This window comes from Rhodococcus sp. 14-2470-1a, from assembly GCF_002259425.1.
In the GTDB taxonomy this organism is placed as follows: Bacteria; Actinomycetota; Actinomycetes; order Mycobacteriales; family Mycobacteriaceae; genus Rhodococcoides; species Rhodococcoides fascians_E.
The window spans coordinates 183,565-197,794 of the sequence record NZ_NPFZ01000005.1; the positions used below are offsets into that span (position 1 = coordinate 183,565).

The window sequence follows — 14,230 nt, forward strand, 5'->3', positions numbered from 1 at the left end:
TATGCCCGCCGAGAAGCCGATTAACTTGCGCGCCCTGCAATCGTTTCGTTACCGTCTGCCGAGTCTTAAGTCACGAGCAGATCACGGAACGGAGGTCGCAGGGTCTTGTCGCAACACCGCGCGTCCTTCACCACCAGTCGGTTCGTCAAACCGGCCGCGGCTGTTGAAACCGCACCCACGGTGTACTCGACCCAGACCAGCTGGGAAGCCGACAGTTACCAATCGTCGGACCTCCAGGCCGCGTCGGACCTCCAGGCCGCGTCGGATCTCCAGGCCAACGGCTACGACTACTTCGCCAGCAATTACGGCTCTGCCGAGAGCTACCACGACAGCGAGCTGCACAGCACTCCCGATGTCGAGGTTCCGGCAGGGCCTTCCGTCGTTTCCGTGCCTTCCGCAGACGTCATCGCAGCGGACGAGATCGCCGTGTCTCGTCGACGCGGTGCTCACCGCATCCCGACGCCTCCCACCGCACTGAAGGGGCGTGCAGCGGTTCTCGCCGTCGCCGCCGGTGCCGTGGTTGCAGCAGGGCAGGCGGTCATCGATCATGGTCCCGCGACACCGAGCACTTCCGAGGAAGTAGCACTCGCTGCCGGTGCAGCACCCGCAGCCCCCGGCATCGCAGCGACTGCCGTCCCGCAGGCCGCCGGTTTCGCCGCTGACACCACAACGGACGTTGCCCCCTCGTCGGCCCCGCAAATCCTCAACGTGGCCAACCCGGTGGATCTGAGCCAGTTCAACGACCTGCTCGCCAAGGGCCAGCGGTTCAGCGAAGAGCGCGCCGCACGCGAGGCTGCTGCTCGACGGCCACTGTTCGTACTCCCCGCGCTCGGGACGTACACCTCCAACTTCGGTCAGCGCTGGGGCGTTCTGCACGCAGGCGTCGACATTGCGAACGCCATCGGAACTCCGATCCTCGCGGTCGCCGACGGCAAGGTCATCGATGCAGGCCCCGCGTCCGGCTTCGGCATGTGGGTTCGCCTGCAGCACGTAGACGGCACCATCACCGTCTACGGACACATCGACAGTGCCACGGTCAGCGTCGGCCAGGAAGTCATGGCAGGCGACCAGATCGCTCGCATGGGCAACCGCGGCTTCTCCACCGGCCCTCACCTCCACTTCGAGGTGCACCTCCCCGGCGAGAACAAGATCGATCCTCTCCCCTGGCTCGCGTCCCGAGGCATCGGCCTCGGACCCGAGATGGACTGAGAACTTCAGCTCCCTCTTCCCGGGCTACCGGTCCGGTGAAACGTACAGCCGCACACCGATTTCTCGGTGCGCGGCTGTTCCACTACTCAGAGCTTGGTCATCGGAACGCCGCCGATGAGCATCATCTTCACTCGCCCCGACGTACCGAAATCCACGAGAACCATGGCCGACGTGCCCGAGCCCGTGGATTCCAGAACCGTTCCGAGACCGTACTTGTCGTGATTCACCCGGTCTCCCACCGCGAGCACGAGAGTGTTGTTGCGTGCGCGTGCGGCACCGAAACTCGGCGACGACTGCTGCCCGCGTCGGTCTCCGAATCCCCCTCCGCCGCCGAAGCCACCACCACCGAAACCGCCGCCCCCGAATCCACCCGGCCGGGCGCGGCCGCCGCCGATCGACCGTCCGCCGACGCCGGGGTCTTCCCGCTTCCAGTCGATGAGGGACTGCGGAATCTCCTGGAGGAATCGTGATTCCGGGTTGTTGATCGGCTGCCCCCAGGCGGACCGCATGATGGCGCGAGTGACGTACAGACGGTGACGCGCACGCGTGATGCCCACGTAGGCAAGGCGTCGTTCCTCGGACAACTCCGCTGGGTCGCCGAGCGCACGCATGTGCGGGAATTGGCCGTCCTCCCAGCCGGTCACGAAGACCACCGGGAATTCGAGGCCCTTGGCCGTGTGCAGCGTCATCAGGGTGACGACGCCGGTGCCGGAATCTGGAATCTGATCGGTGTCCGCGACAAGTGACACCCGCTCGAGAAACGCAGCGAGGGAGCCCGGCTCGGGAGTGCCTTCCTCGACGTCCACCTCGTCGTCGGAGTCTGCTTCGGTTTCGGCATCGGCATCGAGAGCGGCGAGGTTACGCGCCTCGGACGTGAATTCCCGTGCCACGCTGACGAGCTCGTTGAGGTTGTCCAGACGAGCACCGTCCTGAGGATCACTGCTCGCCTCCAGTTCGGCGCGGTATCCCGTGCGGTCCAAAACAGCCTCGACCACGTCACCGATATCGGCGATGTCGTTGCCGTCGTCGTCGGTGGTGCCCAGCACATCCCGGAGTTCGTCCAGCAGTTCCAGGAACTGCGCGATGAGCTTCTGCGAGCGCGAGTTGAGCAACGCAACCTTGCCGTCGGCGGCGTCGTGCAGAGCTTTGGAGAAACTGATGTCCCGCTGCTCGGCGTGAACGGCCACGCATGCCTCGGCGCGGTCGCCGATTCCCCGGCGCGGAGTGTTGAGAATGCGTCGCATGCTGACCGTGTCGTCCTCGTTGGACAGCACCCGCAGGTACGCGACCATGTCGCGGACTTCCTTGCGCTCGTAGAAGCGGACACCGCCCACCACCTTGTACGGCAGGCCGAGCCTGATGAAGATCTCCTCCAGCGCACGTGACGAGTTGTTGGTGCGGTAGAAGACCGCCACCTCGTCGTAGCGGACGTCGTGGTTGTCGACCAGACGGTCGATCTCCGACGCCACGAACGACGCCTCGTCGTGCTCGTTGTCCGCGACGTACCCGACGATGAGCTCACCCTCGCCGGAGTCCGTCCACAGCTTCTTGTCCCGCCTGCCGGTGTTGCGCGAGATGACGGAGTTGGCGGCCGACAGAATGTTCTGGGTCGACCGGTAGTTCTGCTCGAGCAGGATGGTGGTGGCGTCGGGGTAGTCGCGCTCGAATTCCTCGATGTTGCGGATGGTCGCGCCGCGGAACGCGTAGATCGACTGATCCGCGTCACCGACGACGCAGAGCTCACCGGGAGCGACCGCGCCCTCGAGGGCACCGTCGGAGTCCTCACGACCCACCAGTTCCCGTACGAGCATGTACTGCGCGTGGTTGGTGTCCTGGTACTCGTCGACCAGGACGTGCCGGAACCGTCGACGGTAGTACTCCGCGACCTGAGGAAAGGCCTGCAGCAGACCGACGGTTTCACCGATGAGGTCGTCGAAGTCCATGGCGTTGGCCGCCCGGAGTCTCTGCTGATAGATGCCGTAGACCTGGGCGACGAGCTTCGGGAGCTCCACCATCTGCTTCTCCGCGTCCGCGGCTGCGTCCTCGGGCCCGATGAGCTCGTTCTTGAGATTGGAGATCGCCGTCGAGAGCAATCTCGCCGAGAACTTCTTGGTGTCGATCTGCAGATCCTTCGAGATCATCGTCAGCAGGCGACGCGAGTCGTCGGCGTCGTAGATCGAGAAGTTGGAGTTGAGGCCGGGCAGCAACGACGCCTGATTGCGCAGGATCCGCACACAGCTCGAGTGGAACGTCGAAACCCACATGCTGTTGGCACGCGGACCGACGAGTCCCGCGACGCGCTCACGCATCTCGGCGGCGGCCTTGTTGGTGAACGTGATGGCCAGAACCTGGCCGGGCCCCACGCCGCGCTCGGCAAGCAGATACGCAATACGGCGAGTGAGCACCGCAGTTTTCCCCGACCCGGCGCCTGCAACGATCAACAGCGGAGACCCCGAATGCACGACGGCCTGACGCTGCTGCGGGTTGAGACCCTCCAACAGCGTTTCGGACCTGGATTTTCCGGGGGCTGGTACCGCAGTGAGGTTCGTGTTCATCGCCTGCCCAGGTTACCGGCGGGCTCCGACAGTCCTTTACCCGAACCTGACAGGCGCCGCCAGCCCCGTTCTGCCGACCGAGAGCAATGCAGACATTCAGCCCGTCGACCGACTTTTCAGGACTGCACAGAGGTGGCACACTGGATCGGTGATCGAAATAGCCGTTCGTCGCCACCCCCTCTGTGCAGCCGATTCTTCGGCTCTCGCCGGCGGAGCCTGTCCATAGGAAGGTGCGCCCGGAAGTCCAGACACGAGGCTTCCCCGGGGCATTCGATGTGACTCATACCACATCAGCCCGTCTCTGGAGCGGAGCGTCCACGAATCACCCAAGGACGTAACGGTGACGAGCAGGGCAACGATCCAAACTTGTGACACGAGGAGAAATAATGGCATCCACGACCAAGATCGAGACCGAGAGCGCAGTGCCGACGTCCGAGGCTGAGATCGATTCCTTGCGTCAGGAGATCGACCGCCTCGATTCCGAAATTCTTGCGGCAATTCAGCGTCGCAGCGAAGTTTCCCAGCTCATCGGCCGTACTCGCATGGCCTCGGGCGGTCCGCGCATGGTGCACAGCCGCGAAATGAAGGTGCTGGACCGCTTCAGCAGCCTCGGCCAGGAAGGCCACACCCTCGCCATGCTGCTGCTCCGTCTCGGCCGCGGGCGTCTCGGCCGCTGACCTTTCGCGAGCTGACTTTTCGGGAGCGAATGTACCGTTCGGTCACTTGGAGTGACCGAACGGTACATTCGGTTCCACCGGGGCTCCGGCCCGACTGTCTAGGTCAGGGCGATGTACTTGGTTTCCAGGTACTCCTCGATGCCTTCGCTTCCGCCTTCGCGGCCGAAGCCTGAATCCTTCACTCCACCGAACGGTGCGGCCGCGTCCGAGATGACTCCGCGGTTGACGCCCACCATTCCGCTGTCGATGGCGTCGGCGACTCGTAGTGCGCGGTCGAGGCCGCGGGTGTAGATGTACGACGCCAATCCGAATTCGGTGTCGTTGGCCGCGTCGATTCCTTCTTCCTCGGTGTCGAACCCGACGATGGGGGCGACCGGACCGAAGACTTCTTCCTTCAGGATCCTGGCGTTCGCCGGGACGTCGGTCAGCACCGTTGCCGGGTAGAAGTAGCCGTCGCCTCCTGGTGCTTTGCCGCCGAGGGCAACTGTCGCACCTGCTTCGACTGCGTCGTCGACGAGTTCCTGCACCTTGCTCAGCTGGTCTGCGTTGATCAGGGGTCCGAGCTTGGTGTCCGGGTCGAGGCCCGCACCGAGCGTCATTTCCTTCATCTTGGCGACGAATTTGGTGGTGAATTCCTCGCGCACGCTGTTGGCCACGTGGAGCCGGTTGGCGGCGGTGCATGCCTCGCCGCCGTTGCGCATCTTGGCCAGCATGGCGCCGTCGACGGCCGCGTCGATGTCGGCGTCGTCGAAGACGACGAACGGTGCGTTACCACCCAGCTCCATCGACGTGCGCAGCAGTCCGCCTGCGGACTGTTCGACGAGCTTTCGGCCCACTTCGGTCGATCCGGTGAAGGTGAGTTTGCGCAGTCTCGGGTCTTCGAGGATGGGAGCGCTGACCGCACTGGATTTCGACGAGGTGATGACCGAGAGAACCCCGTCGGGCAGTCCCACCTCGGCGAGGAGCTGAGCGAGGAACAGCATCGTCAACGGCGTCTCGCCTGCGGGCTTGACGATGATGGTGCACCCGGCTGCGAGCGCCGGCCCGATCTTGCGCGTGCCCATGGCCAGCGGAAAATTCCACGGCGTGATGGCCAGGACCGGCCCGACGGGCACCTTGGTGACCAGGATGCGGCCGTTGCCTGCCGGTGCGGGTGTGAATCGGCCTTCGATGCGCACCGCTTCCTCGGCGAACCACCGGAAGAACTCGGCACCGTACTTGACCTCGGCCTTGGACTCGGCGAGCGCCTTGCCCATTTCCTTGGTCATGATCGCCGCGACGTCGTCCGCTCGTTCGGTGATCTTCTCGAAGGCTGCGCGTAGGAGCTCGGCGCGTTCACGCGCGGGGGTCTTCGCCCAGGACTTCTGCGCCGATGCAGCGGCGTCGATTGCCTTCTTCGCGTCGGCCGGACTTGCGTCGGCGACCTTCGCGAAGGGTGTGCCGGTGGCGGGATCGACGACGTCGAACGTTGCGCCGTTCTCCGCGTCGACCGGCCGACCGCCGATCCACAGTTTCGGTGAAATGGATTTGATGAGTGCGTTGATCTCCATGCTCCGAGTGTGCCCGTGCCGGGGCCGCGACAAACGAGGAAGGCGCGCACAGCGAGGCGCTCGGCACTAAAGTAGGTCGATATGAGCGTCGACATCACGGGCACGGAAGCCTGGAAGAACCTGAAGGCACACCACGACGCACTCGGAGCCACGACGCTCCGCGAGCTGTTCGCTGCGGACGACGATCGAGGACGAACGTTCACTCTCGCCGCGGGTGATCTTCACATCGATTACAGCAAGCACATCGTGAATTCCGAGACCGTCTCGCTTCTGGTCGAACTCGCGCGAGCGGCCGACGTCGAAGGCCGTCGCGACGCGATGTTCTCGGGTGCCCACATCAACACCTCCGAGGACCGCGCGGTACTGCACACCGCCCTTCGCCTGCCCGCGGACGCGACCCTCGAGGTCGACGGCCAGAACGTCGTCGCCGATGTGCACGAAGTCCTCACGCGTATGGGTGATTTCACCGATCGAGTCCGGTCGGGCGAGTGGGTCGGCGCAACCGGATCCAAGATCTCCACCGTCGTCAACATCGGCATCGGCGGCAGCGATCTCGGCCCCGTCATGGTGTACGACGCGCTGCGCCACTACGCCGACGCCGGCATCTCCGCCAAGTTCGTCTCCAACGTCGACCCTGCCGATCTGGTTGCTGCTCTCGACGGGCTCGATCCGGCCACGACCCTGTTCATCGTGGCGTCCAAGACGTTCTCCACTCTGGAGACGCTGACCAATGCCACGGCGGCCAGGCGGTGGCTCGTCGACGCACTGGGCGACGACGCCGTGTCCAAGCACTTCGTCGCGGTCTCGACCAACGCGGAGCGGGTGTCGGAGTTCGGCATCGACACGGCCAACATGTTCGGGTTCTGGGACTGGGTCGGCGGCCGGTACTCGGTGGACTCCGCGATCGGCCTGTCGGTCATGGCCGTCACCGGCAAGGAGGCGTTCGGCGAATTCCTCGACGGCTTCCACCAGATCGACGAGCACTTCCGCACGACGCCTCTCGAGCGCAACGCGCCTGCACTGCTCGGCCTGATCGGGCTCTGGTACAGCAACTTCTTCGGCTCGGAGACCCGAGCTGTGTTGCCGTACTCCAACGACCTGTCTCGTTTCCCGGCCTACCTCCAGCAGCTGACGATGGAATCCAACGGCAAGTCCGTCAAGGCCGACGGCACCCCCGTCACCACGTCGACCGGTGAGATCTTCTGGGGTGAGCCGGGCACCAACGGGCAGCACGCGTTCTACCAGCTGCTGCACCAGGGCACACGGTTGATTCCCGCTGACTTCATCGGATTCGCCGAGCCCACCGACGACCTCCCCACGCGTGACGGCACCGGGTCCATGCACGACCTGCTGATGAGCAACTTCTTCGCGCAGACCAAGGTTCTGGCATTCGGCAAGACCGCCGACGAAATCGCCGCCGAAGGTACGGCCGCCGACGTCGTTCCGCACAAGGTCATGCCCGGCAACCGTCCGTCCACCTCGATCCTCGCCCCGAAGCTGACGCCGTCGGTGGTCGGGCAGCTGATCGCGCTGTACGAGCATCAGGTGTTCGTCGAAGGCGTCGTGTGGGGTGTCGACTCGTTCGATCAGTGGGGTGTGGAGCTGGGCAAGACCCAGGCGCTGGAACTGACGCCCGTCCTGACCGACGCCGATGCCCCTGCACCGCAGAGCGATTCGTCGACCGACGCACTCGTGCGCTGGTACCGCGATCAGCGGGGTCGCACCAAGTAGCACTGTTTCCGAATCCACCCACCTGTTGTGCGTTGCGAGGGCCCCGGAGCTCACAACAGGTGGGTGAATTTGCCGACCTGACTGAACCGAGCCTGCCTCCGTCGCGTCCAAGTAGGTATGGACTTCGAGGGCCTGCTCTTTCGCTCCGACGCGCTGGCATCGGGCGTCACCGACGGTCAACTGCGGCACGCGCGGTTGCGCGGTGAACTGATCGCGGTCCGGCCGGGCGCGTTCGTGTCGGCAGCGTTCTTCGTCACCTTGAATTCCGAGCAGCAGCATCTACTGCTCGCGCGCGCGATTGCTCACGAAGCCCCGGTGGTTCTGAGCCACCAGTCGGCGGCAATTGCGTGGGGAATGGATGTCTGGGCGCTGCCCCTCGCGCACGTCCACTCGACGACCGGACGCACCATCACTGCGAGGAAGGGCCGGCGCCGAATCGTGCACGGTTCGACACTGTCGGACTCGGAAAGCACAGTCTTTCAAGGACTTTCGCTCACCACCCCAGCCCGGACGGTGGTGGACATTGCGCGATCCACGACGTTCGAACAGTCGGTGTGCGTGGGCGACTCGGCGTTGCGTCGAGGCCTCGTCACCAGGACCGAACTGGACGAGGCTCTCTACAGCGCACGGCACCGCACCGGTATCCAGAACGCCGTCCGGGCCGTAGCCGCGATGACCGATCGCAGCGACAGCGTCGGCGAATCCCGCACCCGGTTGATTCTCGTCGACGCCGGGTTCACTCCCCTTCTCAATCAATCGGTGTACGACGCCGGCGGCACGTTCCTGGGCCGAACGGACTTCTTGTTCACCGGCCCGTGGGGATGCTTCGAGTTCGACGGGGCCGACAAGTACGGCGTGAACGCGGCCGACACGCGGGCAAGCGTGCTTGCCGAGAAGGACCGTGAGAACCGCATCCGCGACGCTGGATGGCCGTTCGCGCGGGCGAGCTGGCGTGATCTTGCGCAACCGGACGCGCTGACCGAACGGGTCCGACGGATGCTTGCTCGTGGAGCGCGAATGCCGGAACCCGAGGGGACATTTCGAGCCGAACCGCTTCCCCCGTACCGACCCTGAAATTCACCCACCTGTTGTGCGTTGAGTGGGTCTGAAAACTCACAACAGGTGGGTGGATTTGCCCGGAGTGAACCGAACGGACCTCCGGTGCGTCCAATTCAGTATGGACTTCGATCAGCAGAGGATGTTCTCACGCACCGAGGCGCTTGCACGGGGGTACACCGACGACGATCTGCGACGCGGCCGTGCCAGCGGGGAGATCGTCACCATCCGGCGCGGTTATTTCGTGCGCGCGGACGTCTATCGACGGCTCGACGCGCATCGCCGCCATGCTGTGCTCGCCGAGGCGATCTATGCGGAGTCGAGCACCGACGCGGTGTTCAGTCATGTGTCGGCGGCGGTTCTGCATCGCATGGAAACGTGGGACATTCCGCTGGACAAGGTCACGTTCACCATTGCGCGGTCCTACGCGGGCAAGAAGGGGCGCCAGCGAGTGCTGCACGGGTCGCCGCTTCCGCCCACGGATCTGACCGAGCGAGACGGGTTTCCGGTCACCGCGCCGACTCGAACGATCGTGGACCTGGCTCGGTCGCTTCCACTGCATCCGGCTGTCTGTATCGGCGACTACGCGATGCGCGCCGGGCTCACCACCCATCAGGAACTTCAGGGTGCGCTCACCGACGCCCGGAACCGAACCGGGATCGCCAAGGCACGCCAGGCGGTGCAGTCGATGTCGAGCCGCAGTCAGAGCACCGGTGAAACGCGCAGCAGGATGTTGTTGGACACGCTGCCGCTACCACCTCCGTTGCTGAGGCAGTCCGTGTACGACGAGGTGGGCGGGTACGTCGGAAGTGCTCCGTTCCTGTACCCGGATCAAGGAGTCGTCGGACGCTACGAGGGTGAAGGGGTGTACGGCGCAGATCCGGTGCTGACGGACATCGATGGTCGACGCGAGCGACATCGAATGGAACAGCTCGGATGGACGGTGGTGCAGTGGGACTGGGAGGACCTGTCCACGCCGCGAGAATTCACCGACCGGATCGCCCGAGCGTTCGTGCAGGCCGCATCGAATCGAATACCCTTGGGCCACTACAGCTCCACCTCGAAGTAACCCTCAGATTCGGGCCACTATCGCCGCGGTGTCCAGTCCCGTAGGCAGGGTCCCGAATGCTCCTCCCCAGTCTTCTCCCAGCCGGCTCGCGCAGAATGCGTCGGCCACCGCGGGATCACCGTGCCGCACCAGCAGCGAACCCTGGAACACCAGTGCCATGAGTTCGACCACTCGGCGTGCCCTGTACTCCATGTCGGTGCTGTCCGCGAGCTCCTTGCCCACGCGCGCGATGGCGTCGTCCAGACGAGAATCCGCCCCCGCTGCCGACGTGACCTCGGTGAAGTACGCCTCCACCACGTCGGGTTGCTTGGCCAGTGCGCGAAGGGAATCCAGTGCTGCGACGTTGCCCGACCCTTCCCAGATCGACATCAGCGGGGATTCACGGAACAGTCTCGGCATACCGGATTCCTCGACGTACCCGTTGCCGCCCAGACATTCCAACGCCTCGGCCGCGTGGGACGGTGCACGCTTGCACACCCAGTACTTGGTGATGGCCAACGTGATTCGGCGCAATTCGGTCTCCTGCGTGTCTCCACGCGCGGACCGGTCGGTCGCTCCGGCCAGGCGGATCATTGCCGCTGTCGCGGCCTCCGATTCCACGATCAGGTCCGACAACACATTCCGCATCAACGGTTGCTCGATCAGGGCGGCACCGAAGGCGGAGCGGTGGCGAGCATGATGCACCGCTCGAACGGCGGCATTGCGCATTCCTGCAGCGGAACCGATGACGCAGTCGAGGCGGGTCATGTTGACCATCTCGATGATCGTCTTCACACCCCGGCCTTCATCGCCGACGAGCCACCCTGTGGCACCCAGGTATTCGAGCTCACCGGACGCATTGGACTTGTTGCCCAGCTTGTCCTTGAGCCGTTGCACCTGGATGCGGTTGAGGGAGCCGTCGGGCAGTACGCGCGGCAGCAGGAAACAGGACAGCCCGCCTGGTGCCTGCGCCAAGGTCAGGAACATGTCCGACATCGGCGCGGACGTGAACCATTTGTGTCCGACCATCGTGTACGTGCCGTCCGCGGACGGCGTCGCGGTGGTCGTTCCCGACCGGACGTCCGAGCCGCCTTGCTTCTCGGTCATCGACATCCCCGCGGTCAGACCGCGCTTGTCGGTGGGAATGCGGAGCCCGAAATCGTAGTGGGTCGATGCCAACAGCGGTTCGTACGTCTTAGCCAGGTCCGGGTTGTGCCGCAACGCGGGTACGGCCGCGTAGGTCATCGAGATGGGGCACATGTGGCCGGCGTCGGCCTGGCCCCACGCGTAGAACTTCGCCGCCCGGGCGACGTGCGCCCCGGGCCGGGCGTCCTGCCACGGCGTCGCGTGCAGTCCGTTCTCGATCGCGACGTTCATCAGATCGTGCCAGTGCGGATGGAACTCGACCTCGTCGACTCGATTGCCGTACCTGTCGTGCGTGCGCAGGACAGGCGGGTTCTCGTTCGCGAGGCGTCCCCACTCCTGGGCCTCGACGCTTCCCGCACGAGCTCCGAGCTGCCGAACCTCGTCCTCGGCCCACCCGCCCCCCTCGCGGCGCAGACCCTCGAGCAGCGACGCGTCGTCGGACGTGTCGTACGGAAGCAGATCGGGGACCTGGTTGAAGACTGTGTGGGTAGCTGGGAAGGTCATGACACTCCTAACGATCGCAGGGCGAAAGCAACGAGATCCGGAATCACGTCGGCGGTGTCGGTGCGGTCCGGACTCAACGGGCCGACGAGCACTTCCCCCACCGCTCCGACGAGGGCCGCGGCAGCGATCTCGACGTTCTGCTCGGGGATGTCCCCCGCCGCGATGCCGTCGGCCACGGCATCGCCGATCGCCGCGGCGAAGCTGCGGCGGAACACCAGACGCTCGGCGTCGACGGCTGGGTCGACGGGCTCGGCCAGCAGCGCGTAGGCCATGGTGCGGTTCTTCATCGCGCGCCCGGCGAAGGTCTCGACGATCGCCGTGACCCGTTCCACGACGCTCCCTGACCCCGTTCGGCTCATTCCGCGGGCTCCACTCGCGCCTGAATTGCTCATTCCGCGGGCTCCACTCGCGCCTGAATTGCTCATTCCGCGGGCTCCACTCGCGCCTGAATTGCTCATTCCGCGGGCTCCACTCGCGCCGGCTGCGTCGACGACGGCCTGAACTTCCCGTCCACAGACGGTGCGGAAGATCGCGACGACGAGGTCGGACTTGCTGTCGAAGTGCGTGTAGACGCTTCCCGCCGACACTCCCGCAGCTGCGGCCACGGACGCGATGGACAGCCCTCGGTAGCCCTGTGAGGACAGCACCTCGACGGCGGCGTCGAACAGTTTCTCTCGTCCGGCGTCGATTCGTGCTTGTACGGCGGAGGTCCGTCGGTAGGGCATGCCAAGAAGTGAAGCACTGATTCATTGCTTCAGGCAAGCCCTCTCGAGTACGGTCGAGTCATGCCAGTGAGGATCGAACGCTCGGGGCCCGTCACCACCGTCGTCCTGTCGAGGCCGGAGGCGAGAAACGCCGTCGACGGTCCCACTGCGGAGCAGTTGGTCAGCGCATTCGAGGAGTTCGACGCCGACGACACGGCCGCAGTTGCGGTCCTGTGGGGCGAGGGCGGAACTTTTTGTTCCGGTGCAGACCTCAAAGCGCTCGGCACCGAACGCTCCAACCACGCCACCGAACACGGCGACGGACCGATGGGCCCGACGCGTATGCGCCTGTCCAAGCCCGTCATCGCCGCTGTCTCCGGGTACGCGGTTGCCGGCGGTCTCGAACTCGCTCTGTGGTGCGACCTCCGAATCATCGAGGACGACAGCACTTTCGGAGTCTTCTGCCGGCGGTGGGGCGTTCCGCTGATCGACGGCGGTACCGTGCGTCTTCCTCGGTTGATCGGCACGTCGCGCGCCATGGATCTGATCCTCACCGGTCGCGCCGTCGACGCCGAGGAAGCCCTCGCCATCGGTCTCGCCAACCGTGTCGTTCCTGTCGGGCGTGCCCGCTCCGAGGCCGAAGCACTCGCAGCGGAACTGGCCTTGCTGCCACAGACCTGCATGCGGGAGGATCGGTTGTCCCTGCTCGAGCAGGACGGACTCGACGAGGAGGCGGCCATCGTGAACGAATTCCGGCACGGCGCCATCTCGATGGCCGCAGATGCACTCAGCGGTGCACAGCACTTCGCGTCGGGCGCGGGAAGACACGGGCGTTGACTCCGGGCCGACTGTCCGTCGTCGACGAGATCTTCCTCAGAACACACAGGGGTTACGGCTTACCCATTGCACTGCAGGGTATTTGGCGTAGCGACGACGCGGTCGACCGAGTCGACTTCGCTGCCGTCCACGCCAACCTGAGTCTCGGACGTCTGGGCCGACGAATAGTCAGCCCCAGAGTTCCCGGCGCACGTCGACGCTGGGTCGAGGCGGCGCACTCCTATCCGCTGGCCTTCGAACCCTCGCCGATCAAGACCTCCGAGATCCTCGACTGGGCCGACCGACAGGCCGACGTGGACCTCGACCCGGAGTTCGGACCCGGTTGGCGGATGGCGGTGGCGACCACGGACGCCGGCGGCACCGTCATGTCATTGGCGTGTTCACATACCCTGGCCGACGCTGCCGGACTGGTGGCAGCAGCCGGAGTGGCGTTCGAAGGCACTGCACCCGAGCCTGCCCCGCGCCGAACGTCGGATGTGATGGACGCGGTGTCTCTGGTGAGACGGGTGGCGCCGGCATCCGTGCGTGCCGCGGCACGATTGGCGTTCGAGAAGGCGTCCCGACGCGAGCTGACCCACTACCGTCGAGTGTCGCGAGCCGTGACGACACACGAGATCGTCTGCAGCAGCGCAACCTTCGACGTCGAGGCGGTCCTGACAAACTCGGAGTTCATTTCCGTCGTCACGGAGATCGCCGCCGAACTGGGTGAGCCGCAACCGATCCGCATCAACGTTCCCTTTCGGACCACCGGAGGCGGCACGAACCGCATCGGAATGGCAACCCTGAACCTGTCGGTGACCGATACCGTCGACGGGATCAAGCAGGCCACCAAGAGCGCGTTCTCCCGTCCCGCCAGTGCTCCCGGTGGGTTTCCTGCCGAGGTGGTGCAACTGCTGTCCGATCGTCGTGCCGCTGCACTGACGGCGGCGCCCGGAACTGCTCGGGTGCTGTGCTCGAACATCGGCGACATCCCGGCGGCAGTGGCATCGATCGGCGGGCACCGCGCATCGAGCGTCGCGACGCGCGCTGTTCACCCACGAGCCGGACGTGCACGCACCACGACTGCGGTCTCGGCCTACGTGTCCTTCCTCGACAACCGTTCGACGCTGTCACTCGTCGGTACCGAGCCTCGATACGCGACTGTTCTCGGTGAGGTCGCGGCCCAGGTGTTGGCCCGGCGAGGTCTGAACGCCACGCCGTGGTGAACCACCGA

At 65.3% G+C, this 14,230-nt stretch carries 11 protein-coding genes; 7 read left to right on the top strand and 4 right to left on the bottom strand.

Annotated features, from left to right (window positions below; genetic code table 11):
- Positions 1-105: 105 nt before the first annotated feature.
- The gene (locus CH292_RS03190; protein WP_094653976.1) at positions 106-1,209 is read left to right on the top strand and encodes a M23 family metallopeptidase; all 1,104 of its coding nucleotides are present in this window, start codon (positions 106-108) and stop codon (positions 1,207-1,209) included.
- Positions 1,210-1,295: 86 nt separating this feature from the next.
- Here CH292_RS03190 and pcrA read toward each other — a convergent pair whose 3' ends face one another.
- The gene (pcrA, locus tag CH292_RS03195; protein ID WP_094653977.1) at positions 1,296-3,764 is read right to left on the bottom strand and encodes a DNA helicase PcrA; all 2,469 of its coding nucleotides are present in this window, start codon (positions 3,762-3,764) and stop codon (positions 1,296-1,298) included.
- 386 nt (positions 3,765-4,150) lie between these two features.
- Between pcrA and CH292_RS03200 the strand changes: the two genes are divergently transcribed.
- Positions 4,151-4,441: a chorismate mutase gene (locus CH292_RS03200; RefSeq protein WP_019664463.1), complete on the top strand. Its 291-nt coding sequence runs from the start codon at positions 4,151-4,153 to the stop codon at positions 4,439-4,441.
- Between the two features lie 98 nt (positions 4,442-4,539).
- On the opposite strand, the gene CH292_RS03205 is transcribed toward CH292_RS03200, so the two are convergent.
- Positions 4,540-5,991 (bottom strand): NAD-dependent succinate-semialdehyde dehydrogenase, encoded by a 1,452-nt coding sequence (locus CH292_RS03205; RefSeq protein ID WP_094653978.1) that lies wholly within the window; start codon positions 5,989-5,991, stop codon positions 4,540-4,542.
- Positions 5,992-6,072: 81 nt separating this feature from the next.
- On the opposite strand from CH292_RS03205, the gene pgi reads away from it, so the two are divergent.
- The 3 genes from pgi (at position 6,073) to CH292_RS03220 (ending at position 9,847) form a co-directional block, all read left to right on the top strand.
- On the top strand, positions 6,073-7,722 hold the full coding sequence (gene pgi, locus CH292_RS03210) for a glucose-6-phosphate isomerase (protein ID WP_094653979.1): 1,650 nt from the start codon (positions 6,073-6,075) through the stop codon (positions 7,720-7,722).
- A 117-nt stretch (positions 7,723-7,839) separates the two neighbouring features.
- Positions 7,840-8,796 carry a hypothetical protein gene (locus CH292_RS03215; RefSeq protein WP_094653980.1) on the top strand — a complete coding sequence of 319 codons (957 nt, stop codon included), beginning with the start codon at positions 7,840-7,842 and terminating at the stop codon, positions 8,794-8,796.
- Positions 8,797-8,899: 103 nt separating this feature from the next.
- Positions 8,900-9,847, top strand: coding sequence for a type IV toxin-antitoxin system AbiEi family antitoxin domain-containing protein (locus tag CH292_RS03220; RefSeq protein WP_094653981.1), 948 nt, complete (start codon positions 8,900-8,902; stop codon positions 9,845-9,847).
- Positions 9,848-9,850: 3 nt separating this feature from the next.
- Here the strand turns inward: CH292_RS03220 and CH292_RS03225 are convergent, their stop codons facing one another.
- Both CH292_RS03225 and CH292_RS03230 read right to left on the bottom strand, forming a co-directional pair.
- Complete coding sequence (locus CH292_RS03225; protein ID WP_094653982.1) at positions 9,851-11,476, bottom strand: acyl-CoA dehydrogenase family protein; 1,626 nt, start codon at positions 11,474-11,476, stop codon at positions 9,851-9,853.
- Complete coding sequence (locus CH292_RS03230) at positions 11,473-12,201, bottom strand: TetR/AcrR family transcriptional regulator (protein WP_094626367.1); 729 nt, start codon at positions 12,199-12,201, stop codon at positions 11,473-11,475. Before CH292_RS03230 ends, CH292_RS03225 begins: the two co-directional genes overlap by 4 nt.
- 60 nt (positions 12,202-12,261) lie before the next feature.
- Here CH292_RS03230 and CH292_RS03235 point away from each other — a divergent pair, with 60 nt between their 5' ends.
- Positions 12,262-13,017: a crotonase/enoyl-CoA hydratase family protein gene (locus tag CH292_RS03235; RefSeq protein WP_026347677.1), complete on the top strand. Its 756-nt coding sequence runs from the start codon at positions 12,262-12,264 to the stop codon at positions 13,015-13,017.
- Positions 13,014-14,222, top strand: coding sequence for a hypothetical protein (locus CH292_RS03240; RefSeq protein WP_094653983.1), 1,209 nt, complete (start codon positions 13,014-13,016; stop codon positions 14,220-14,222). Before CH292_RS03235 ends, CH292_RS03240 begins: the two co-directional genes overlap by 4 nt.
- Positions 14,223-14,230 lie beyond the last annotated feature (8 nt).